This is a genomic window from Acinetobacter sp. ABJ_C1_1, assembly GCF_044684115.1.
Lineage (GTDB): Bacteria > Pseudomonadota > Gammaproteobacteria > Pseudomonadales > Moraxellaceae > Acinetobacter > Acinetobacter nosocomialis_A.
The window spans coordinates 306,325-329,464 of the sequence record NZ_JBITPU010000001.1 but is presented as its reverse complement, the minus strand read 5'-3'; the positions used below and the strand labels follow the sequence as shown (position 1 = coordinate 329,464).

General features: G+C 38.9%; 23 protein-coding genes and 1 pseudogene. 19 read left to right on the top strand and 5 right to left on the bottom strand.

Annotation, left to right across the window (positions count from 1 at the left end; genetic code table 11):
- The first annotated feature begins 79 nt into the window (after nucleotides 1–79).
- The 8 genes from ACG59Z_RS01645 to ACG59Z_RS01610 all read left to right on the top strand — a co-directional run bounded on the left by ACG59Z_RS01645 (nucleotide 80) and on the right by ACG59Z_RS01610 (nucleotide 8,228).
- Nucleotides 80–643 carry a lipocalin family protein gene (locus tag ACG59Z_RS01645; protein ID WP_311088048.1) on the top strand — a complete coding sequence of 188 codons (564 nt, stop codon included), beginning with the start codon at nucleotides 80–82 and terminating at the stop codon, nucleotides 641–643.
- A 120-nt stretch (nucleotides 644–763) separates the two neighbouring features.
- The gene (locus ACG59Z_RS01640; protein WP_400197640.1) at nucleotides 764–1,735 is read left to right on the top strand and encodes an acyl-CoA desaturase; all 972 of its coding nucleotides are present in this window, start codon (nucleotides 764–766) and stop codon (nucleotides 1,733–1,735) included.
- Entirely contained in the window at nucleotides 1,732–2,994 is a 1,263-nt protein-coding gene (locus ACG59Z_RS01635) for an NAD(P)/FAD-dependent oxidoreductase (protein ID WP_400197639.1), read from the top strand. The genes ACG59Z_RS01640 and ACG59Z_RS01635 overlap by 4 nt, the downstream gene beginning before the upstream one ends.
- 21 nt (nucleotides 2,995–3,015) lie before the next feature.
- Nucleotides 3,016–3,807 carry a DUF1365 domain-containing protein gene (locus ACG59Z_RS01630; RefSeq protein ID WP_400197637.1) on the top strand — a complete coding sequence of 264 codons (792 nt, stop codon included), beginning with the start codon at nucleotides 3,016–3,018 and terminating at the stop codon, nucleotides 3,805–3,807.
- Nucleotides 3,804–5,003, top strand: a complete 1,200-nt coding sequence (locus tag ACG59Z_RS01625; RefSeq protein ID WP_400197635.1) for a class I SAM-dependent methyltransferase — start codon at nucleotides 3,804–3,806, stop codon at nucleotides 5,001–5,003. The genes ACG59Z_RS01630 and ACG59Z_RS01625 overlap by 4 nt, the downstream gene beginning before the upstream one ends.
- Nucleotides 5,004–5,032: 29 nt before the next feature.
- Nucleotides 5,033–5,812, top strand: coding sequence for a DUF1295 domain-containing protein (locus tag ACG59Z_RS01620; protein WP_396519440.1), 780 nt, complete (start codon nucleotides 5,033–5,035; stop codon nucleotides 5,810–5,812).
- Between the two features lie 8 nt (nucleotides 5,813–5,820).
- Entirely contained in the window at nucleotides 5,821–6,870 is a 1,050-nt protein-coding gene (locus ACG59Z_RS01615) for an SAM-dependent methyltransferase (protein ID WP_400197633.1), read from the top strand.
- A gap of 29 nt (nucleotides 6,871–6,899) precedes the next feature.
- Entirely contained in the window at nucleotides 6,900–8,228 is a 1,329-nt protein-coding gene (locus tag ACG59Z_RS01610; RefSeq protein WP_396519444.1) for a sensor histidine kinase, read from the top strand.
- On the opposite strand, the gene ACG59Z_RS01605 is transcribed toward ACG59Z_RS01610, so the two are convergent.
- Genes ACG59Z_RS01605 through ACG59Z_RS01595 form a run of 3 tightly spaced genes read right to left on the bottom strand, consistent with a single transcriptional unit; the run spans nucleotide 8,225 to nucleotide 9,968 of the window.
- Entirely contained in the window at nucleotides 8,225–8,917 is a 693-nt protein-coding gene (locus tag ACG59Z_RS01605) for a response regulator transcription factor (protein WP_396519446.1), read from the bottom strand. The genes ACG59Z_RS01610 and ACG59Z_RS01605 overlap by 4 nt on opposite strands.
- A gap of 17 nt (nucleotides 8,918–8,934) precedes the next feature.
- Nucleotides 8,935–9,429 (bottom strand): chalcone isomerase family protein, encoded by a 495-nt coding sequence (locus tag ACG59Z_RS01600; RefSeq protein ID WP_396519448.1) that lies wholly within the window; start codon nucleotides 9,427–9,429, stop codon nucleotides 8,935–8,937.
- Entirely contained in the window at nucleotides 9,396–9,968 is a 573-nt protein-coding gene (locus tag ACG59Z_RS01595) for a nuclear transport factor 2 family protein (RefSeq protein WP_400197631.1), read from the bottom strand. The genes ACG59Z_RS01600 and ACG59Z_RS01595 overlap by 34 nt, the downstream gene beginning before the upstream one ends.
- 249 nt (nucleotides 9,969–10,217) lie before the next feature.
- On the opposite strand from ACG59Z_RS01595, the pseudogene ACG59Z_RS01590 reads away from it, so the two are divergent.
- A pseudogene (locus tag ACG59Z_RS01590) lies at nucleotides 10,218–10,953 on the top strand (aspartate/glutamate racemase family protein).
- Between the two features lies 1 nt (nucleotide 10,954).
- Here ACG59Z_RS01590 and yddG read toward each other — a convergent pair.
- Nucleotides 10,955–11,875, bottom strand: a complete 921-nt coding sequence (gene yddG / locus ACG59Z_RS01585; RefSeq protein ID WP_400197629.1) for an aromatic amino acid DMT transporter YddG — start codon at nucleotides 11,873–11,875, stop codon at nucleotides 10,955–10,957.
- A 339-nt stretch (nucleotides 11,876–12,214) separates the two neighbouring features.
- Here yddG and ACG59Z_RS01580 point away from each other — a divergent pair, with 339 nt between their 5' ends.
- The 7 genes from ACG59Z_RS01580 (at nucleotide 12,215) to ACG59Z_RS01550 (ending at nucleotide 18,619) form a co-directional block, all read left to right on the top strand.
- A complete protein-coding gene (locus tag ACG59Z_RS01580; RefSeq protein ID WP_400197627.1) occupies nucleotides 12,215–13,201 on the top strand; it encodes a quinone oxidoreductase family protein in 987 nt (328 codons plus the stop codon).
- A gap of 11 nt (nucleotides 13,202–13,212) precedes the next feature.
- Nucleotides 13,213–14,061, top strand: coding sequence for a TauD/TfdA dioxygenase family protein (locus tag ACG59Z_RS01575; protein ID WP_400197625.1), 849 nt, complete (start codon nucleotides 13,213–13,215; stop codon nucleotides 14,059–14,061).
- 59 nt (nucleotides 14,062–14,120) lie between these two features.
- Nucleotides 14,121–15,173 (top strand): 3-keto-5-aminohexanoate cleavage protein, encoded by a 1,053-nt coding sequence (locus tag ACG59Z_RS01570; protein ID WP_400197624.1) that lies wholly within the window; start codon nucleotides 14,121–14,123, stop codon nucleotides 15,171–15,173.
- A gap of 117 nt (nucleotides 15,174–15,290) precedes the next feature.
- Nucleotides 15,291–16,640 carry an MFS transporter gene (locus ACG59Z_RS01565; protein WP_400197622.1) on the top strand — a complete coding sequence of 450 codons (1,350 nt, stop codon included), beginning with the start codon at nucleotides 15,291–15,293 and terminating at the stop codon, nucleotides 16,638–16,640.
- The gene (locus ACG59Z_RS01560) at nucleotides 16,637–17,293 is read left to right on the top strand and encodes a DsbA family oxidoreductase (protein WP_400197620.1); all 657 of its coding nucleotides are present in this window, start codon (nucleotides 16,637–16,639) and stop codon (nucleotides 17,291–17,293) included. Before ACG59Z_RS01565 ends, ACG59Z_RS01560 begins: the two co-directional genes overlap by 4 nt.
- 14 nt (nucleotides 17,294–17,307) lie before the next feature.
- Complete coding sequence (locus tag ACG59Z_RS01555; protein WP_400198013.1) at nucleotides 17,308–17,616, top strand: Rieske (2Fe-2S) protein; 309 nt, start codon at nucleotides 17,308–17,310, stop codon at nucleotides 17,614–17,616.
- Nucleotides 17,609–18,619 (top strand): YeiH family protein, encoded by a 1,011-nt coding sequence (locus tag ACG59Z_RS01550; RefSeq protein ID WP_019458368.1) that lies wholly within the window; start codon nucleotides 17,609–17,611, stop codon nucleotides 18,617–18,619. The genes ACG59Z_RS01555 and ACG59Z_RS01550 overlap by 8 nt, the downstream gene beginning before the upstream one ends.
- Nucleotides 18,620–18,711: 92 nt before the next feature.
- Here the strand turns inward: ACG59Z_RS01550 and ACG59Z_RS01545 are convergent, their stop codons facing one another.
- Entirely contained in the window at nucleotides 18,712–19,722 is a 1,011-nt protein-coding gene (locus ACG59Z_RS01545; protein ID WP_400197618.1) for an AraC family transcriptional regulator, read from the bottom strand.
- 290 nt (nucleotides 19,723–20,012) lie between these two features.
- Here ACG59Z_RS01545 and ACG59Z_RS01540 point away from each other — a divergent pair, with 290 nt between their 5' ends.
- The 3 genes from ACG59Z_RS01540 to ACG59Z_RS01530 all read left to right on the top strand — a co-directional run bounded on the left by ACG59Z_RS01540 (nucleotide 20,013) and on the right by ACG59Z_RS01530 (nucleotide 23,038).
- On the top strand, nucleotides 20,013–20,618 hold the full coding sequence (locus tag ACG59Z_RS01540) for an RBBP9/YdeN family alpha/beta hydrolase (protein WP_400197616.1): 606 nt from the start codon (nucleotides 20,013–20,015) through the stop codon (nucleotides 20,616–20,618).
- Nucleotides 20,619–20,719: 101 nt separating this feature from the next.
- Nucleotides 20,720–22,549 carry a DUF1302 domain-containing protein gene (locus ACG59Z_RS01535; protein WP_400198012.1) on the top strand — a complete coding sequence of 610 codons (1,830 nt, stop codon included), beginning with the start codon at nucleotides 20,720–20,722 and terminating at the stop codon, nucleotides 22,547–22,549.
- A 69-nt stretch (nucleotides 22,550–22,618) separates the two neighbouring features.
- The gene (locus ACG59Z_RS01530; protein ID WP_400197615.1) at nucleotides 22,619–23,038 is read left to right on the top strand and encodes a PH domain-containing protein; all 420 of its coding nucleotides are present in this window, start codon (nucleotides 22,619–22,621) and stop codon (nucleotides 23,036–23,038) included.
- Nucleotides 23,039–23,140: the final 102 nt, after the last annotated feature.

The following is a 23,140-nucleotide window of genomic DNA, read 5'->3' as shown; positions in this document are numbered from 1 at the left end:
TTAATTTTTAAAATTCACACTTTGTTCACAACCCTCTGGCGTATGTTTAAACATATGAAATAAATAGAAGAGGGTAATGATGAAATTATTATTTAAATCACTGGTGATGAGCAGTGGTCTGGCCGTAGTTAGTCTAGCAGCCTCTTTGAGTACTTATGCAGGTCTAACGACTAACCCAGTGGCTGTTGATTCTATCGATATTAATCAATACGCAGGTAAGTGGTATGAAATTGCACATTTGCCTATGTTTTTTCAGCGTAATTGTATAGCCAATACAACAGCAACCTATTCGATTAACGCAGATAAAACCGTGGGCGTTTTAAATAGTTGTACGACTAAAAAAGGCGAAGTGATTTCATCTGAAGGTGTAGCTTATCCGCAAAATGAAGGTAACAGTAAATTAGAAGTAAGCTTTTTGCCTTCAGGCCTCCGATGGATTCCTTTTACCAAAGGTGACTATTGGGTGTTAAGAGTTGATCCAGATTATCAAGTCGCTTTAGTGGGCGGACCAAGTACAGACTATTTATGGATTCTTTCTCGTAGTCCTCAAATTGATCAGGCGACATATAACTCCTATTTGCAAACAGCAAAATATTATGGCTATGATGTGTCCAAACTCATTAAAACAAAACAAACGAACTAATGAAGTTGCTGATTATGTTAGTTTTTAGATTTAGCTCATAATCTTGTGATCTTCACATAAAATTCATTGCGCATTTTCTAAATTAATAAATAAAGAAATGCTTTAGATCAGGAAGAATCAATGTCTAAATTTTTTCTACGCTGGATCGATAGCTGGTCAGATTCAGAAAATGCGCAGCTTACTAGTTCGGGTGAATATATCATTGAAAAGAAAATTCAATGGTTAAGAATCATACCTTTTATTTTATTGCATATCGCTTGTTTAGCCGCTTTTTGGGTGGGGGTGTCTTGGTTCGCTGTGGTCTTCATGCTTGGTTTTTATTTTCTTCGCATGTTCGCAATTACTGCTTTTTTCCATCGTTATCTTTCGCATAAAACTTTTCAAACATCACGTATTGTTCAATTCATTTTCATTCTGATTGGAACCATGAGTGCACAGCGCGGACCGTTATGGTGGGCAGCACACCACCGTTATCACCATCACTTTACCGACACCGAACAGGACCCGCATTCAGCGAAAGCAGGGTTTTGGTACTCCCATGTGGGCTGGTTTTTAAATGAACAAAATTTTGCCACTCGAAAAAAAGTCATTAAAGACTGGTTGAAATACCCAGAACTGATTTGGCTCGACCGATTTAGCTTGCCTATTGTGATTTTGACAGCTTTGGCAATTTATGGTTTTGGTTCATGGCTTGCGCAGCATTTCCCTGAATTGGGGACCAATGGTTTACAGCTTTTAGTATGGGGATTTGTGATTTCTACTGTTCTTTTAATTCATGCCACCTTGTGTATTAACTCACTTGCTCATCGTTATGGCTCACGAGAGTTTAATACTCCAGATGATAGCCGTAATAATTTCTTTCTCTCTTTAATTACCTTGGGTGAAGGATGGCACAACAACCATCATTTTTATGCGGGTAGTGTGCGACAAGGTTTTCATTGGTGGCAGATTGATATCACCTTTTATATTCTCAAAGTCATGTCTTTATTTGGTTTGGTATGGGGGTTAAAACCCGTACCGAATAAAGTTTACCAATATAAAAAAATTAAAGATCTACCGATAGAAAAAATTGAAAATGGGGAAGTGTTATGAAGATTGCCATTATTGGTTCGGGTATATCGGGGCTTTATGCTGCTTGGAAATTGTCAAAACAGCATCAAGTTACGGTATATGAAAAAAATAACTATTTTGGTGGTCATACTGACACTCACGAGCTAGAGATAGAAGGTGCTAAAGTCGCGGTAGATAGTGGTTTTATCGTGTTTAATGACTACAACTATCCGTTATTTACCGACATGCTTAAAAAATTAGGCGTCGAAACTCAAAGTAGCGATATGAGTTTTTCGGTAAATAATTTGGTGAGTGGGCTTCAATATAACCCTTCAAAAAAGTGGTCGCTGTTTGCGCGTCCACAGAACTTTTTAAACCGTAAATTTCTGCAAATGCTCTCAGATTTGCTGCGTTTTTATGATGACAATAAAGATATAGACGTGGCAGATATTGATCCTAATTTATCGATTGAAGAATATTTAGACCTCCATAAATATAGTCATGAGTTCCGTTATGAGCATCTTTATCCGATGTGCGGCGCATTATGGTCGGCTCCCGTTGAGCAGGTAGGCCAAATTCCATATCGATTTGTGGTGAGTTTTTTTCAACATCACCGCATGTTACAGCTAAAAGAGCGGCCACAATGGCAAACAGTTAAAAACGGCTCGGCAAGTTATATCCGTGCTATTCAAAAGAATTGCCCATCCATTGAATGGAAATTTGCAGAAGTAAAAGCTGTGAGCCGTTCACCAGAAATAGTGTGGATCGAAACTTCAGAAGGGCGAGCACAATATGACTGGGTAATTTTTGCCAGCCATGCTGACGATAGCCTAAGTTTAATTAAAGATGCGTCAGAACCTGAACGGGAAATATTAAGCCAATTTGGTTATCAAGATAATCGAATGGTGGTTCACCGTGATCTTTCCATTATGCCTAAAAGCCGTTTGCAGTGGGCAAGTTGGCATGTACATGTAACGCCAATATCACAAGCTCAAAACGATGAGTACGACATACATTATGGTTTTACCTACTGGATGAATAATTTGCAGAACTTATCCTGCAAAACTCAGATTTTTTGTACTTTAAACCCGAATATGAAAATTAAAGCTGAAGACGTCTTGGTTGAGCGTAAATATCGTCATCCTGTATTTGATGCAAAAGCGATTCAAGCTCAATCTCGTTGGCACGAAATTAATGGGCAAAATCGGACTTCATTTTGTGGGGCATATTGGGGTTGGGGCTTTCATGAAGATGGGGCCCGTAGTGCAGCACGTATTGTAGAGCAACTCTTAGCGTTATAAAAATAAATAAGGAGCTATCAAATGTTATTAAACAAACTTGCTATCGCTCCTGCGTTTATTCGTCATCGGCGTTATAGCCCCAAACCCCACCAATTTAGCTCGACCTTAAATTATTTGTGGTTCGATCCAGATCAACTAAATGAAATTACAAAAGATTGTTCACTCTGGTCGACGGATCACTGGAATGTATTAAAACTATCCGAAAATGATTTTTTAAATATGTACAGCGGTTCTGTTAGGGAAAAAATAGAAATAGCATTATTGCAAAATAACAACTTATATATGGGTTCAGATTGGCAAATCAGAGTATTGGCTTTGCCTCGTTGTTTGGGTTTTCGGTTTAATTCAGTCGTATTTTATTTTGTTTTATCCCAAACAGGCGAACCCCTATTTATCTTAAGTGAAATTACCAACACCCCGTGGAATGAACGAAAAGTCTATACACACGACTGTATAGAACAACAAGGTCAGGTGGGTGATTATCAGAGTTTCGATTTTAACTTTGAAAAGTCATTTCATGTATCGCCGTTTATGCCCATGCAACTCACATATAAATGGCGATTTAGTTTTTCCGACTTTCAAAATGTTATTCATATGCAGCTTTTTGAGGAACAAAAACAAGTCTTTGATGCCACTATGCGTTTTGAGCTTAATGCCATCACATTTCCTTCACAGCAATATCGATATGCTCTTATTAACAGCCTAGCACCTTTTAAAATGCTGTTTTCCATATATTTAGAAGCATTTAAGTTATGGCGAAAAAAAGTTCCATTTTATCGTCATCCTAAAAAGATCAAGGTAGATAAGACATGATAAAAACATTTCTTTATGGTGAAGATGACTCGCTACCGTTGCTACTCAAGAGTCTTCTTAAATTACGTCATGGACAGATTACTTTTCAGGGCGCGTGGAATGGTACGGTTGGCGAAGTCTCAGACCTGCATGCGGTGGTTGAAGTTCACAACCCGTTACTCATGGATCTCATTTTAAAAAATGGCGTTTTAGGAGCGGCAGAAGGTTATATCCGTGGCGATTGGAGTAGTCAACAACTTGTCGAGTTGATTCAGATATTAGCGCGTAATCGAGATGTATTAGACCAGATTAATCAGAATGCGATTGCTCAAGCCAGCCAGTTTTTGCTCAAGGCTTGGTATAGAAATAGAAAGAATTCTATAACGGGTAGCCGTAAGAATATTGCTGAGCACTATGACTTAAGCAATGACTTTTTTAAACTCTTCTTAGATCCATCTTTAATGTACTCAAGTGCAGTTTTTGAACATGAAAATATGACACTTGAAGAAGCATCTGACTTAAAAAAAGACATTATCTGTAAAAAGCTCGATTTAAAACCATTAGATCATTTGGTTGAAATTGGAAGTGGGTGGGGTGGTTTTGCAATTTATGCAGCTCAACACTATGGCTGTAAAGTGACCACAATTACTATTTCGCAAGCGCAATATGATGAAGCTGTTACTCGTGTAAATGAAGCTGGCTTGGCACATCGAATTGATGTGCAACTCAAAGACTACCGTTTGCTTGAAGGAAAGTTTGATAAGTTAGTGTCAATTGAAATGGTTGAAGCAGTTGGTGCGCAATATTTGTCGACATATTTTGATCAGTGTAAGGCATTGTTAAAACCGAAAGGTTTGGCATTTATTCAAGCTATCACCATTGAAGATTTTCGCTATAAAAAAGCACTAAATACAGTCGATTATATTAAACGCTATATTTTCCCTGGTAGCTTTATTCCTAGCATAGCGATATTGACCCAAACCGCCTCTGAAAGTGGTTTGAGGTTAAAACATTTAAATGACATTGGTCTAAGTTATGCACAAACAATTCATCACTGGAGAGAAAGGTTTTTAGCAGCCCGAGAACAGGTTTTGGCTCTGGGTTTTGATGAAAACTTTATTCGAATGTGGGATTTCTATTTATGTTATTGCGAGGGTGGCTTTAAAGAAGGCGTAATAAGCAATGTTCACTTGTTGTTTGAAAGTACCAGTTACTAACCCAAACACATCAAGCAAGGAGAATGCTCATGTTATGGAATTTACTGATTCTGGATTTACTCATCATGTTGCTGAGTTGGCTACTCGCCACTGCAAATGGTCGTGCTGGGATTGTGGACGCCGCATGGAGTTTCTGTCTGGCAGTAAACATTATTGTGTCTTCTTTACTCATTTCAGTTGCTCCTGTTGAAGTACGAATTTTTATTGGTCTTTTTAGTGGCCTATGGTTTTTAAGATTATTTTGGCATCTGTTAAGACGTTATCAATCTGAACAAAAAGAAGATGGCCGTTACGCGAGTATGCGTAAAGCGATGGGAAAGTTTCAGTATTTTGGCTTCTTCTTATTTTTTATCTTTCAAACACTTTTAGTGCTTTTGTTCTTCTTACCAATGTGGATGCTCCTCAATGTAGAAGCAACTGAATGGAGTAGTGGATATAAAGTCACTTTAGTGATTGCGGCCGTCATCATGGCGATTGCCTTTATTGGAGAGCAGCTCGCTGATCAGCAACTATACCGATTTAAATTAAATCCAGATCATCATGGCAAAACCATGGATCAAGGCTTATGGCGTTATTCACGTCACCCCAATTATTTTTTTGAATGGTTACATTGGTTTGCCTATCCAATCATTGGTTTAGCTGCGGGCCAATATGTATTGTGGATTTATCCGTTATTGATGTGGCTATTTTTATACTACGTCACAGGTATTCCATTTAGCGAAAAACAGGCAATTAAAAGTCGCGGTCAAAATTATCTTGATTATCAACAGAAAACATCAATGTTTATTCCGCGAAAACCCAAAAAATAGGTGCGCATATGGATTTTATCGTTCATCAGTCTTTGAAAATTGTTGAAAGTGGTGTTGTTCCAGACCATGCAATCAGGGCTGCAATTCGTGCTTTAAGCAAAAAGCGTTTAATTCAAGAAGGCCGTTATGACCCTGAGCAAGGGGCACAGCGCTATATGGATGTGCTTAATATGCTGAAGAAGAGCGAAATCGCTGTTGAAACAGACAAGGCAAACGAGCAGCACTATGAATTACCGACTGAGTTCTTTCAGGCGGTGCTTGGAAAAAGACTCAAATATAGTGCATGTTATTTTCCGACTAAAACAACAACTTTAGATCAGGCAGAGAAGCTTGCACTTCAGCTTTATTGTGAACGTGCACAACTCAAAAATGGTCAACACATTTTAGAGCTAGGCTGTGGATGGGGTTCTTTAACCTTATGGATGGCAGAAAACTTTCCACATTCACAGATTACGGCTGTTTCAAACTCTGCAACGCAGAAGAAGCATATTCTTGGGCAAGCAGAATTGAGAGGTTTGACTAATGTTGAAGTGCTCACCTGTGATGTAAATGTACTTGAATTAGATAAAGGCCAATTTGATCGTGTTGTATCGGTCGAAATGTTTGAACATGTCCGAAACTATCAACGTCTATTTGAGAAAATTCAGGGATGGTTAAAGCCTGGCGGCTTACTCTGGTGTCATATTTTTTGTCATCGCTTTTTGCATTATCCTTTTGAAGTAAAATCAGACTATGATTGGATGTCCAAGTATTTCTTTACTGGCGGTTTAATGCCTTCAACTTCAACTTTTCTACATTTTCAAGAGCATTTAGAGTTGGCTCAGCACTGGCAGTGGTCCGGTGAGCATTATATGAGAACTGCGAATGCTTGGCTTGAAAATATGGATAATCAAGAGCAAGAGCTTAAGCCGCTATTTAAAAAAATCTATGGAAAAGATGCCAATATTTGGTGGCAACGCTGGCGTATTTTCTTCATGGCTTGTGCCGAGCTTTTTGGTTTTGAACAAGGACAAGAGTGGGTCATTGGTCACTATTTATTTAAAAAGCGATCATTGTAATTTTGACAGCCTATTCCGGCGATAAAGATATGATAAGAACTCGAAACGATGGCAAAGCTAGTCATCCATTAGCCCAAATGTTCAATCGATATTATTGGTTGCAGATAGGTCTAATTGCCTTATCAATCGTGGTCGGGTTGGCATGTAGTGCTTGGGTGATTAAAGGCTCTTTACTTAAAACGGCTTTAGAGCAGGAAATGGAGCATTATTGGTTGCGTATAGATCGCAATCCCAATGCAGACCTGCCAGACACTAAAAACTTATATGGATATCGGTGGAATACACAGATCGCTCCTCAACCCTTTAAAGATATGCATTTAGAGAGTGGGGTACATCGAATCTTTATTGATGGTAAAGAACGTATGACTGTATACGGTGAGCGAAACGGCCAGCATGTACTGTTGGTGTTTGGCGAAAGTAATGTCAATAAGTTGGTCTGGTTATTTGGACTTGCCCCGCTCATGTTCAGTTTGTCTGTTTTATATAGCTTTTTGTGGTGGTCAAATCGAAGAGCGAGGCGCTATTTTTCTCCTATTACACGTTTAGCAAATGCGTTAGAAAATATTGATTGGGCACATCAAGACACACAAGCATCTCCATTTAAAGATATAAATACCAATGGCAATATGGAAGCAGAGTACTTAAAACAGGCTCTGGAAAAATATCATCAAGTTTTAAGTGAATTTATTCGGCGTGAAAGAGAGTTTACCGGCGATGTTAGTCATGAACTGCGCACGCCACTCACCATTTTGAAGGGTAATGTGCAACTTTGTCAGACCAAATATGGAGAAGACAAAGCTTTAACTCGTCTTCACAATACAATCGAAGATATGCAATTGCTCGTCGACACTTTACTTGCGATTGCGCGTAATACGGTAAAAAGTTTACCGTCTGAAAAGAATTTATTGTCTGAAATTGTGGAGGACTTAGTCGAAAGTTTAGAAGGCGTAAGTGTGAGTAAAGGTATACATATGCATATTCACCCAGACTCAGCCGAACAACCACGCTGGTTATATCCATCTATGACCAAAATGGTTTTAAGTAATATTTTGCGTAATGCTCTTAATTATTCCCAAGGTTCACAAATCGATATTATCCAACAAAAAAACAGCCTAATTATTGCGGATAATGGCATCGGAATTTCGTTACCAAATGATATGAAGGTTCAGGAACTTAGTGATTCACAACTCTCTTTAAAAGCTAAAGGTCATGGCATTGGGTTACAACTGGTACAGAAGCTTTGCAAACAATTAGGTTGGCGAGTGGAATTGTTTGATCGGCAATATTACTTAGCGACCCATCCTGATCTGGACTTAGAAATGACTACGGGTTTAATAGTTGTAGTTTATTTAAGTTAATCAGCATCATCTAAAGCAATTTTTAAACCGACACCTGCTACCGTGTGTAATAGTTTAGGGTCAAAAGGTTTATCTACCATTTTCCTTAAATTATAAATATGACTACGTAAAGCATCGCTTTCGGGCTCTTCATCTCCCCATAGTTCCATCATAAGTTCTTGTTTGGTTACCACTTTCGGAGACTGGCGCATCAAAATTTTTAATAGTTTAAATTGGATAGGTGGCAATTCGATACTGTTTCCAGCACGAACAACTGTTTGAGTTGCGCTATCAAGAATTAAGTCGTGAATCTGAATTTTATGATTGGCGACTTCACCCGCGGCTCTTTTAATTAAGGCACGAATACGCATCACTAATTCATTAAAATCAAAGGGCTTAACTAAATAATCATCTGTACCAGCAGTAAATCCTTTAAGTTTGTCGTCTAAGGTGTCTCTTGCTGTCAGCATCAGCACAGGAATATCAACCCCTTGTTCAGTACGTAGCCAATTACATAGGTCATAACCTGAACCATCGGGTAAGTTTATATCAAGAAGTAAAAGATGATAGTGCTGCGATTTAAGAAAAGAACGTGCTGCATCTAAATTACGGGCATGATCAATGACATAACCGTGTACTTCAAGAAATTCGCAAACGGTTGCCGCCAGTTCAAAATGGTCCTCAACCATGAGGATAAAGTGATTACCCATAAGATTTTATTAAGCCATTAATTTAATAGTTGTTGTTTTAATTTAGCATTAAATGGTTCAGCACCAAACCAGATTTTAAAATATTGATTTGCATTTGGATTATTTATAGAACCCAGTAGCTTCTGGTTTAATTTTAGCTCTAGTTTTTGATTTTCATGTTGATAAGAGAGACTATATAAATCTCCGCTCTTAATTGGTCTATAAAGGTCATTAATGTGATTAAGCGGAGATTTTGTATCAAATCCACTAATATTTTTCTTCAAATAATGGGCTGCTGCTCGTTTAAATGCCCATTCGGGAATATCTCGGTTATAGCTAAAATCCATTTTTATGCTTTGTTTTTGCCAATTTTTTAGGCAATCCTCAGCAAAGTAACTGACATTTCCTACTTTTTGACTCGTTACTGTTAAAGGTGCTGAACTACATTTTTTCAGTTCAGCCGCATTTGCGTGGGATGCAATTAAAATACCCAGAAGTATTAAGATTCGGCTTTTTTGAACGGCAATATCCATTTATAAACTCCTCCAAATACAGGTAAAGAACGATAAAGACCGTTTGCTGGGTCCCAGAAATCTTGTTGGAAAATAATTTTTTGTTGATCATTAATTTTGATTTGACTAATTCCATAAGAAGCCATGGTTTTTGAGCGCCCTAGCATTTTAAAGTCATAGGTCATGTACCAATGGATGTAGGTGCTATCTTGATGATGAGTTGCACTTATGAGTTTGACTGTGACGTTACTGACGCGTGTGTTCATACCCTCAAAGTGTTTAATCAAATCTTTTTTCTGAGAAAACTGTGAGAGGGTATCGTTGATATACAGTTGATCTGCATAAAGATCGCTTGCATTCTTTACAAAAGATGGTGTGCCCAAAGTGTTAAACGCAGCAACAAAGTGATTACCAATCTCTAGTGCTTGCTCATCATTTAATGTAACACCAGTAATTTGTTGTTCGGCTTTACCATAATCACCTGAATAACTAGGCACACTTTTGCATGCTGTTAGACCTACTAAGGTAATCAGCCCTAAGGCAGTAGTTATAATTTTCATGTATAAATCCTAGCCAACTTTATAAGATTAAATTAAAGAGCTAGTCGTGAAGTTTGCGTGAATTCTTGAGTTTTTCACGTTGAAGGGAAAATCACTGATTATTGTTCGCTTGTTTGAAGATATTTTGAGGTTCTAATATTTTTTAATATTAAAAATAACTAGGCTAAGAAAAGATAAACAGCAATTTTCTTCTAGTCATGTTTAGCTTTATATCGATATAAAGAATAGATCAAATATAAGGACTGAAAAATGAAAACGATTGGCTTATTAGGCGGAATGAGCTGGGAATCTACAACCCTTTATTATCAACAAATGAATAGAACAGTTCAGGACATATTAGGAAATTTACATTCGGCTAAAGTCATTTTAAACAGTGTCGATTTTGAAGAAATAGCCGCTTTACAATCGAAAAGTCTATGGCAAGAGGCAGGCGAATACTTAGCTCAGCAAGCAATGAATTTAGAGAAAGCTGGGGTAGATTGCATAGTGTTATGTACCAATACCATGCATAAAGTTGCCCCTCAAATTGAAGATGCGATTACCGGTTCCCTTTATACATATTGCCGATGCCACAGCAAAAGAAATTTTAAGTCAAAATATCAGTAAGGTTGCACTGTTGGGAACAGCTTTCACAATGGAGCAAGACTTTTATAAAGCCAGATTACAAAACCATGGAATTGAGGTGATTATTCCAAATGAAGCAGACCGAAAGATAGTCCATCGTATTATTTATGACGAATTATGCTTAGGCGTGATTAACCCAGATTCACAACAAAAGTATATGACCGTGGTAGAGGAGCTAATTGCGGAAGGTACCGAAGGTATTATTTTAGGCTGTACTGAAATTTGTATGTTGATTGGTGATGTTAAATTTTCTGTACCGTTATTTGACACCACCACTATACATGCTAAAGAAGCTGTCAATTTTGCTTTAGAGCAAAAAACTAAAGCTAACTCGGTTGCTGATAAGTCTGTATCAGTATGACCTAAGCTTTTAATTCTTTTTTGAAATAAGAACGGATAACTGCCCAATTTGTTGAAAGCCAGCAAATGAGAGAACCTGTTGTAACCATAGTCGTTCCTTGCCAAAAGCTCATAGATAACTCTGTTTGTAAAACCAACATGGCAAGCAAAGAAGAGATAATGGGCGTAAAGTAAGAAGCAACCACCAACATGGTGGTGTTGCCATGAATAATGCCAATATTCCATGCTGCATAACCTAGCCCAATTGCAGTGGATGCGAAAACTAGAGATAAAGTTGTATTTAAATCGAGTGATGGCAAAACAACTTGACCATTAAAGAACAACTTTAGCCACAAAGTTGCAGCAACGCCAATAAAGAAAATAGAAATAGGGTTTTGCCCTTTACCTATTTTCTTAGTCAACACGCAGTAAAAAGCCCAAATAATGGCACCTATAAATGCCAAAATATAACTTAGAGGATTGCTATAAAAGTTGTCGACAACTCGACTTAGACTAAAATCTCCATTTCCGGTCTGAATAAAAATAATGCCAAAAATTGAAATGATTAAGCCTAAAATAATAAATACATTAAATTTTAGCTCTTTAAAAATGACAAAAGCTAAAACCGTCAAGCTTGGCCAAAGGTAGTTCACAATGCTTACTTCAATTGCTTGATGAGCAGTTTTTGAATAGGCAAGTGCAAACGAAAAGCAGAGCTCATAAGCGATAAATAAAATTGCACCTAAAATTAAATATTTTTTAGAAATTAACTTAAAGTTTGGCACTCTAAAAATAATAAGGAGTAGCAATGCACTTAAGGAGTAAATCAGTGTAATTCCAACATCTGGCCCGATGACGGTCGTGATATGTTTTACAAAACCTACCATAGAGGCCCACATTAGGATGGCACTTAAACCAATCAGTGTTGCTAAATTTTTTGACATAAGAAATAAATGAACTTAATTAAACGCCTGAGCTACCGTGAAAGTTAAAAATAGTTAAAGTAGGTCAGGGTAAAGGAATTTTTAATTAAAAAATAGTGTATTTAAAAAGCTAACTTAAAAAAACAAATCGTAAATATTTAGAATTATTTTAATTTTTCATAGGTATGAACTTAATCCTTATTTCGTCAGATAAATATAAAACCAACTTTAGTAAAGTTCGGCTGTCATTAAACGTTAAGCTTGTGTCGTGAAATGTAAAGTGGCCCATATCCTAACTGTTGTAATTTTGGTTATTGCTTTTATAGGCACTCAATAAAAAACCAAAATATGGAATAGGACATGACGGTGACTAAAGCTATACGTTTCTATGGGACAGGAACGCCAGAAGTAATGCGCTATGAAGATGTAGAAGTAGGAGATCCCAAAGCAGGGGAAGTACGCCTACGTCATGTGGCAGTCGGCCTAAATTATGCCGATACATATTTTCGCAATGGAACCTATCAAATTCCAATGCCTAATGGCATGGGCGTCGAAGCTTCAGGTGTCGTTGAAGCTTTAGGCGAAGGAGTCACTCAGCTTAAAGTCGGTGATCGAGTTACTTATACAGGTTTTTTAAATACCTTAGGTGCATATAGCACCCATCGTCTAATTCCAGCAAATGCTTTAATTAAATTACCCGAAGAAATTTCTTGTGAAACAGCGGCAGCCATGACCATGAGAGGGCTGACCGCTGCTTATCTGATGCGCCGTATTTATGACTTTAAAGCGGGCGACTCAATTTTATTACATGCAGCCGCAGGTGGTGTTGGGCTGATCGTTTCTCAATGGGCCAAATTACTTGGCTTGACTGTTATCGGGACTACATCTTCTGAAGAAAAAGCTGCGGTAGCGCGAGCTCATGGTTGTGATCATGTCATTAACTATAGCCATGAAAATGTTGCCGAACGCGTACGTGAGTTAACAGGCGGCGTTGGTGTAAATGTCGTTTTCGATAGTGTCGGCCAAGCCACTTTTATGAGTTCATTAGATTCTCTCAAACGCCGTGGTTTGTTGGTCTGCGTAGGAACAGCGTCTGGTCCAATCCCTGCTTTTGATCCGGTATTACTCGCCGTGAAAGGTTCATTGTTTGTCACACGTCCAGCTTTGGCAGATTACATTGCAGATCCTGCCGAGAAGAAAGAACTGGCAAATGAATTATTTGATCATGTTCGACATGGACGAATCAAAATTGAAATTAATCAGCGCTATGAGCTAAAGGATGCCGTGCAAGCTCATCGTGATTTGGAAGCACGTAAAACAATAGGTTCATCAATCTTTGTAATTTGAAAGGATTTCTTATGCAAATTGAACAGTTAACTTGCAATATTGGTGCAGAGCTCAGTGGCGTCAAACTTGCTGATGCAATTTATGATGATGGATTATTTGCTGAAATTCGCACACAACTACTTAAACATCGTGTGTTGTTCTTGCGAGATCAGCAATTAACCCGTCAGGATCATGTCGCATTTGCGGAAAAATTTGGACAGCTTGAAGATCATCCCGCTGTAGGCAGCCATCCTGATCATCCGGGTTTGGTGCAGATTTATAAACATCCTGAAAGTCCCGTCGATCGTTATGAAAATGCTTGGCACAGTGATGCAAGCTGGCGCAAGGTTCCACCGATGGGATGCGTGTTGCATTGTGTTGAATGCCCACCTGTAGGTGGCGATACCATGTGGACCAATATGGTGATGGCCTATGAGTCGTTACCCGACGATATTAAGGATAAGATTGCTGACTTACGCGCCTACCACAGCATAGAAGCGAGTTTTGGTGCGGCTATGCCACTTGAAAAACGCTTGGACTTAAAAGCAAAGTTTCCCGATGCTGAGCACCCAGTGGTACGTACTCATCCTGAAACGGGCGAGAAAATTTTATACGTCAACGCGTTCACAACTCACTTCAGTAACTATCACACTAAAGACCGAGTCAGATTTGGACAAGATGCCAATCCGGGCGCAGCTGAACTACTGCGTTACTTAATTTCTCAAGCGTATATTCCAGAGTTTCAAGTGCGTTGGCGTTGGAAGCCTAACAGCATTGCCATTTGGGACAACCGCAGCACACAACATTACGCAGTCATGGATTACCCACCTTGCCACCGAAAAATGGAGCGGGCCGGCATTATTGGTGACGCAACCTATTAAATCTATAGGTTAATAATTTTATCTAATTGAAAATTCTAAAAATACATAAGGAGATGCACATGCAATTCTTTGACGACTCATTGCACCCAGAAAATATGGAAAAAGTGGTAATCACGGTTGCGCCGTATGGACCTGAATGGATGCCAGAAGATTTTCCCGAAGATATTCCAGTGACCATGGATGAGCAAATACAAAAAGCGGTTGAGTGTTATGAGGCGGGCGCGACGGTGCTGCATTTACATGTCCGTGAGCTTGATGGCAAAGGCTCTAAACGCTTGTCAAAATTTAATGAGCTTATTGCAGGGGTTCGTGAAGCTGTGCCTGACATGATTATTCAGGTAGGTGGTTCGATTTCATTTGCACCAGAAAGTGAAGGTGAGGCAGCCCTATGGCTAAGTGATGACACCCGACATATGTTGGCTGAACTTACACCAAAGCCCGATCAGGTTACGGTGGCAATTAACACTACACAAATGAATATTATGGAATTGCTCTATCCTGAATATTTAGAAGGGACTTCATTGGCACATCCAGCGACTCAGGCAGCATATGCAGAGATGACTGTGCCAGCAGGGCCTGCATGGGTTACTGAACATATTAAACGCTTATGTAAAAACAATATTCAACCGCACTTTCAGTTAACGGGTATGCATGGTCTTGAGACGCTAGAACGTATGGTGCGTAAAGGATTGTACATGGGGCCGTTAAACTTAACTTGGATTGGAATCGGTGGTGGTTTTGATGGTCCAAACCCATTTAATTTCTTTAATTTTATTCATCGCGTACCCGATGGATGTACTTTGACATCAGAATCGCTACTCAAAAATGTCTTGCCTTTTAATACGATGTCGATGGCAATGGGTTTACATGCACGTGTGGGTAACGAAGACACGATCATTGATCATCACGGACGCCGTTTTTCATCTGTAGAGCAAATTAAGCAAACTGTTCGGATTGCCCATGAATTAGGCCGTGAAATTGCCTCAGGAAAAGAAGCCCGTGAAATTTATCGTATTGGGGTGCAATACAACAGTATTGAAGAAACCTTAATCGCAAATGGTATGGTACCCAATCGTAAAGCAGGGCAAAAGGGTGTGCCGCAGCGTAACTAATGTGACAAGGTCTAACGGAATTTAGACCTCAAATGTAGTGCAGCTTATTCGCTTTGTTTTTAAAAGTGCGCTGCTGCACTAGCAAAATAGAAATTATAAAAAATACAAGGAGGTCGTATGAATGCACATCAGTATTCAGATCAGATGAGCGATGTTGATACGTCAATCAGTATACCTCGTCGTTATGCATGGCTTGTTTTTGCTTTGACATTTGGTTTGCTCATTTCAGATTACATGTCACGACAAGTCTTAAACGCAGTTTTTCCTTTACTTAAAAATGAGTGGTTACTCAGTGACAGTCAGTTAGGTTTGCTCAGTGGCATTGTCGCCTTAATGGTGGGTTTATTGACTCTGCCGTTGTCTTTAATGGCAGACCGTTTTGGGCGAGTGAAAAGCTTGGCCATTATGGCGGCGTTATGGAGTTTGGCGACTCTAGGATGTGCACTCGCTGAAAATTATGAGCAAATGTTTATTGCTCGTTTTATGGTTGGTGTGGGTGAAGCAGCTTATGGCAGCGTTGGAATCGCGGTGGTTGTGGCTGTTTTTCCACGAGAAATGCGTGCAACACTCGCCAGTGCTTTTATGGCGGGTGGCGTATTTGGCTCGTTTTTGGGCGTGGCTTTAGGTGGTGTACTGGCACAGCATTTCGGTTGGCGTTGGGCTTTTGGTGGTATTGCTTTATTTGGTCTCATTTTGGCTTTTCTATATCCAATTTTAGTGAAAGAAAACAGAATAAACGCAGCACCTCAAAATAAAATTCGTAGTAAAACCCAGCATATAAAAAGCCCTTTAAAAACTTTATATTCAAGTCGTTCAGTCATTGCCACTTACATTGGTAGTGGTCTGCAATTATTTGTTGGTGGCACAGTAATTGTCTGGATGCCGAGTTATCTCAATCGCTATTACGGCATGAGTACCGACAAGGCAGGTGTGATGGCTGCGGTCATTTTGCTATGTAGTGCAGTAGGCACAATTCTATGTGGCATGTTGTGTGATTATTTGGGCCGTAACTGTCCAGATCGCAAAGTCAGTTTAGCGATTACATACTGCTTGCTCGGTTGTGTTCTTTTATTCATTGCTTTTACTGTGCCTGCGGGACGTAACCAGTTACTTCTCATCTGCCTCGGAATGTTTATTGCCCTAGGAACCAATGGGCCATCTAGTGCCATGGTGGCTAATCTCACACATAACTCAGTTCATGGCTCTGCATTTGCAACACTCACCTTAGCTAACAATTTTCTTGGTTTAGCACTTGGTCCTTTAGTCGTTGGCAAAGTATCTGATGTGATTGGTTTACATAGTGCATTTCAACTCATGCCATTGGTCAGTATTGCAGCAGCAGCCGTATTTTTTTATGCCAAACGCCATTATCACAAAGATATCGCACGCTTTGAGCAGCAAGGAATGACTGAGCTTAAAAATCATTCAGGTAACCAAATACAAAAATGCGGGATGAATAACAAATGATGATTCGGCAATTACATATTGATGTATTTTTTGACTTTATTTGTCCTTGGTGTTTGATTGGAAAACGTCAGTTACTGATCGCGATAAATAGATTTTATCAGCTTCACCCCAAAGTCAAAGTTGTCGTGCATTGGCGAGGTGTTCAGCTCATACCTGATTTAGCTGTTGAAGGCGTACCGTTTCAAACGTTTTATTTGAAACGGTTAGGTAGCTTGACAGCAGTTCGTATGAGACAAGAACAGGTCAATAAAGCTGCAAATAAAGTTGGGCTTAAGATCGATTTTGAGCAAATTAAACGCATGCCAAATACAGCCAAAGCTCATCGCTTATTTGATAAAGCTTTAAAGATAGGCACTCCAGAGCAGTGCAATGCGTTGTTAGAACAACTCTTTGCTGCATATTTTTATGATGGGTTAGACATCGGAAATACCACTACTTTATACAAAATCGCGAAACGTTGTGGCTTCTCACCTGAGCTTATCAAAGATTTACTTATTCAAGATCATCAAGATTTTATCTCTGCAAGTACAGGAGGTAATGGCGTGCCTTATTTTATTTTTAATCGGGCTTCTGCCTTGGTGGGTGCGCAATCAGCAGATGTACTTTATCAAGCGATGCAAGAGGCAATGCTGGCACAAGGAGAGTTGATATGACCAACCGATTTGAAGTGCCTTTTGAGAAAATACCGAATTCAGGTGAGCGGACTTTTTTAAAAGTTGGAGATAAAACTCTCGCACTATTTAACGTTGCGGCTCAATTTTATGCAATCGATGACAGCTGTCCTCATCAGGGTGCATCGCTATTTAGTGGACGTCTAGAAGGACGAGTGATTCAGTGCTGTGCCCATGGTCTACGCTTTGATTTAACAAATGGCTGTTTAGTTAATTCTGCTCATCTCAAAGTTGCAACCTATCCCGTAGAAGTGATCGAGGACAAGGTATTTATTGTGATGGGCTGTGGGGAAAATCATGAGTAGTTTAGTTTTGAAAAATTTTTCCCAGCGTACAAGAGAATTAGCGCCAGGCTTTGTGGTCAGTTCGGTCGTTGCTGCGGCTGCCTGTTTTTTATCAGAGCACTATGGTGCGCCAGTCATGCTATTTGCACTATTGCTCGGCATGAGCGTGAATTTTTTAGCGGCTGAAAGTAAATGTAAGGCAGGTATCGAGTTCACCGCACGTAGTGTGCTGAGGATGGGCATCGCGTTACTCGGCATGCGTATAACTTTGGGGCAAATTACCGCACTAGGTTGGCAACCTGTTGCGTTAGTCGTTACTCTGGTTATTGTCACAATCGCCGTTTCTGTTATTGCCGCTAAAATTTTAGGTTTCCAAAAACTATTTGGCATGTTAACTGGTGGATCAACCGCAATCTGTGGTGCTTCAGCCGCATTGGCACTATCGGCTGCTTTTCCAAATCATCCGCAAAAAGAAAAAGCGACTTTGTTTACCGTGATTGGCGTGTCGGCACTTTCAACCTTTGCAATGATTGTCTATCCGATGATTGCGAAGTGGCTAGAGTTATCGCCACAAGCGGCTGGAGTGTTTCTTGGTGCTACGATTCATGATGTGGCGCAAGTGGTCGGCGCTGGTTATAGCATGTCTACCCAAACAGGGGATACGGCGACTGTAGTTAAACTGATGCGTGTGGCAATGCTGCTTCCAGTAATCGTTTGTGCAGCCATGATTACCCGTATGCAAGGAGCAGATTCAACTGGGGAACGACCGCCATTACTGCCTTGGTTTGCTGTCGGTTTTCTATTACTCGCTTGTATTAACAGTACAGGATGGGTACCAGCGATGGTTCAAAATGGAATTAATGATTTATCACGCTGGTTTTTAGTCATTGCAATTAGTGCTTTAGGGATGAAAACTCAGTTAAAAGAATTAGCATCTGTCGGCATTAAACCAATCCTTTTAATGATCGGCGAAAGCATCTTTTTAGTGGTATTGGTTCTTGGACTTATGCGCTTGTGGTTTTAATTTTAAAAATTAGATTTTTAAGGAAGTTCTGGAGTGGTTCTCCAGCTTCCTTACATTTTAAATGACTTCATTTAGCCTCACATAAAGAGAAATTAATTGAGCAGGGCTTTATTGTGACTACGCCACGTATTCGGTGACATACCAAATTGGCTAATGAACCAACGCGTAAAAGAACTCGGCATTGAGTAACCTAAAATATCAGACACTTGAGTAAGTGAATAATTTAGATTTTTTAAATAACGAAATACGAGGTCTTTGCGTACTTCATTCATTAAGTCACTAAAACTCGTCTGAGCTTCTTCTAATCGACGTTGTAAAGTCCGCACATGAATACCATGTGTTTGTGCGACTTGATCAATCGTAGCGCGGCCCATTGGCAAAAGAAGATAAATACTTTTACGAATATCAAAAATCATGGTCGATTCATTGCTATTTTGCAAAATATCTAAATAGCGCTGCGCATGGTTAGCCATAGCCAAATTTGCTTGAGGGTTTGTGGTATCAAGTTCGGCCGCCGTACAAACAATGCCATTAAAGTCACTACCGAACTCGAGCGCACAGCCAAAAATCCGCCGATGCAAAGTTAAATCACTAGGCGGGTTATGAGTGAAGTGTACACTTAACGGCCGCCATTTTTGCATCATGAGTGCTGCACAAAAACGATGGGTGATTCCTAAAGCAAGTTCCGTCGCTTGGCGACTATACCCGCAAGTTGTAGTTATAACTTCTTCTCGAATAACAACCGTATCATCAATTTCTTCTATATATATTTCAAGTGAGTTATTCAGTAAATTTCTATAACGAACAATCGTTTGCAGCGCTTCTCTCAAAGTATATTGGTAACTTAATAATAAGCTCAGTTCACCAAAATCCGCGATTTCGCGTTGCTCTGCCATATGTAAACCGAAAACATCACAGTTACTCATCTGGGCTGAGTCTTCAAGCAAAGTAATGGCTTTATCTACAGGAATACGTTGTTTAAGATCATTCAATTGAGTTTGGCTAAGCCCAACACGTGATAATAAATGGTAGGGATTTAGATCTAATTGCTGAGCAACTGCCAAATAATTTTTTAAAGAGGCGGTATGCGCAAGAGGCACCATTTTATTATCTCCTGTTCTTAATCAGCCATATTCCTTACAGCTCATATCTAGTTATAACTAAAATATCCACATTACAAAAGCTTTTATTTAAGCGCCTAATCATGATGTCGATTCAATTTTAAAGTTGTTCTTTTAATTCATTTGTAATTACAAAAACTAATTTAATTAATTTACGAAATTTTAAAAAGATGTGTCGTCAAATGAAAAGTCCGTGACGTCTTATGTACACCATTAACTGAAATGAGACTTTATTGTGAATGGAGTTTTATAAAAATTCTTAAGCCTCCTAGATGGCAAAATTCACAGGCGTCGACATGGAAAAAATACAAACCAAAGCAACAATTTTAATTATTCCGGGGTTACGCGATCATGTTCCCGAACATTGGCAAACGATCTTAGAAACAAAGCTAGCAAAGGTTCGCTCTGTACCACCTGTGCAAACCAACAAACTCAATTGTGAAAATAGAGTTGCTGCTATTCAGGCACAACTCGAACAAATACAAGGGCCTGTCATTTTGGTTGCACACAGCGCAGGTGTGCTGATGACAATACACTGGGCTGAAAAATACCAACGTCCAATTCAAGGAGCTCTACTTGTGGCTCCACCTGACTTAAACGAAAGCTGGCCAGAAAATTATCCAAGCCCAACCGTACTTGATCAAGAAGGATGGAGTCCTTTACCAGATCAAACACTACCTTTTCCCAGCATTTTGGTTGCAAGCACCAATGACCATTTAGCTCGTTATGAAGCTGTAAGTGAAATGGCAGAAAAGTGGGGGAGTCAACTCGTAAATTTGGGTGAAGTGGGTCATTTAAACCCTGCATCTGGCTTTGGCTATTGGCCTTTAGCTGAACAATTTATTCAACAGTTAGATCAGGTCGAACAACCTGCCTAGTAAGAAAAAATATCTGCTTAGGTAAACCACTTAAAGCCAATGGATGGCTTTAAGTAATAAGCAATAAATAAGAAAAATCATATTGATAGGGAGATAATATGATGGGTCATTACGTCTATTTAAAACAAAGAAATAATCACGTTTTATATATTCAAAAAATAGGTGTCTCATTAAGCTTAATTTTATTCATGTCTAAAGCAAATGCAGCCAGTTTTGATATTGATAAAGACTGGAAGGTCGATACAAAAACGACATTAAGCTTAGGAGCCAGTTGGAGTACGCAAGATCCATCCGTTTCATTACTTTATCGGCCTGACGCAAACAAAATAGGCAAACAAGGCGCTAGCATTGATGTGAATGGTGATGATGGGCGTATGAATTTTAGTAAATATGATGCCATTTCACAGATCATCAGAGGTATAACTGAAGTTAAGCTAAATGGAAAACAGCAGGGTGCGATCATTAGTACTAAATACTGGTATGACCATGCCTATGAGACAGGACACGGAGATTTTAAACCCTTTAATGATTCAGCGTGGCCAAGGCTTGCAAAATTCAAAGGTATCGATTTATGGAATGCCTATATATGGAAAGATTTTGAATTAGACGATGGAAAAAGCATCAATTTAAAATTAGGTAAACAGACATTAAGTTGGGGGAAATCTCAGTTTTTCCAAAACGGGTTAAATTCGGTAAGTGCATTCGATTTTGCTGCAATTAACCGACCGGGTGGTGATGCAAAAGAAAGAATCATTCCAACCGAAATGTTTTCGTTCGACACAAGCATTAATAAAAATTTGAAAATAGAAGGGTTCTATCAATTTAAATTTAGACCTTCAGTTGTTGATGGTAACGGAACTTTCTTTGAGATTTCAGACTTTGTGCCTGAAAATGCAGGTCCAGTTCTGATTGCTGGAGGTGGAGATAAATTATCGGATACCGCAATTCGTTTACGTACCTATATTCCACGTGCAGAAAGTAGAAAAGCAAAGGACAATGGCCAATATGGTATTGCTTTAAAACAGACATTACCCAGTTTAAACAATGCTGAGTTAGGTATTTACTATGCGAACTACCATAGCCGTAATGCAAACTTTGATGGAACCGCTGTAACAGCACCAGGACCCGAACATTTTAATACCGCGAGTTATTTTTCTATCTATCCTGAAAATATCAAAATGTTTGGATTAAGTCTGACTGGGAAAGTTGGAACAACAACCGTTTTTAGTGAATTAACCCACAAACCTAATCAACCTTTACAACTAAACGGTACAGACATTGTATATGCTCAAGTGCTATCGGAAGGAACACCATTTGCACCGCCGGGAAAAACTGTTGAATTAGGTCAATATATTCAAGGATATGTACGCTTACCCGTAACACAATTTTCGGTTGGAGCAACTGACAGCATATTCAATGTTTGGGGCGCGAATTCACTGACATGGTCTACAGAGTTTGCCTTAAACCATATTGCAGATATTGGTAATCATCGGATTGGTCGGACAGGCGCATTTGGCCGTAGTGAGCTGTCAACAGGGGCTTATCATCCTGAAACAGGCGACTTTAAATGTACGCCGTATGGTACAGCTCATCTTACCAATGCAGAAATAGACAAGTTAAATGAACGCTTTTGTAATAAAAACGGATTTTTTAATGAATGGTCATTTGGCTACCGATTACGTGGCGCATTAAATTATCAAGATATTTTACCCTCTACAGTGATTACGCCAAGTCTTAGTTTTAGACATGATGTTTATGGATATAGCCAAAACTTTCAAGAAGGGCAAATGAGTATAAGTGCGGCGTTATCTATGACTTATCAGCAAAAATATACAACAGAGATTGCCTATAATAACTTTTTTGGTTCTAATGAATTTAGCACCATAGATGATCGAGATTTTGTATCATTAACATTTAAAGCTAATTTTTAGTTCGATTATTTTATAAAAAATATATAGAAATACTCGTTATAAATGAGATTTAGACGTGGAGGATAACTTTTGAAATTTAGATCAAAAATTGATTGGTGGCTTTTATTAATATTTGTTGTTATCACTGCCAATATTATTTTTAAAACTTATCAAGAAGTTCATCATTCTTTTATGGGCACCAATTTTTCGCATCTCATGATTTATAGTTTAGTCATTCTGGTCATTTGGCTTCCAATCTTTAGTACTTACTATGTGGTAGAAACAAATATATTAGTCATTAAGAGTCTCATTTTCCGTTGGAAAATTAATATTGATGATATTATTCAAATAGAACCTACTCATAATCCACTTTCATCACCAGCGCTCTCATTAGATCGGCTCAAAATTAGTTATATGAAAAATGGAAGAATAGCGAAGGTGATGATTTCTCCAAAAGATAAAGAGGGCTTTTTAAATACTTTACGTAACAATCCTAATGCGAAGTTTTAATTTGTAGTTATGATGAAGGGGATTTAAGTGCCTAGAAAACACTCGATCATGTATTAAAATTTTTAAAATATAGACTGTACTGCTCAGCACAGTTAAATAAAT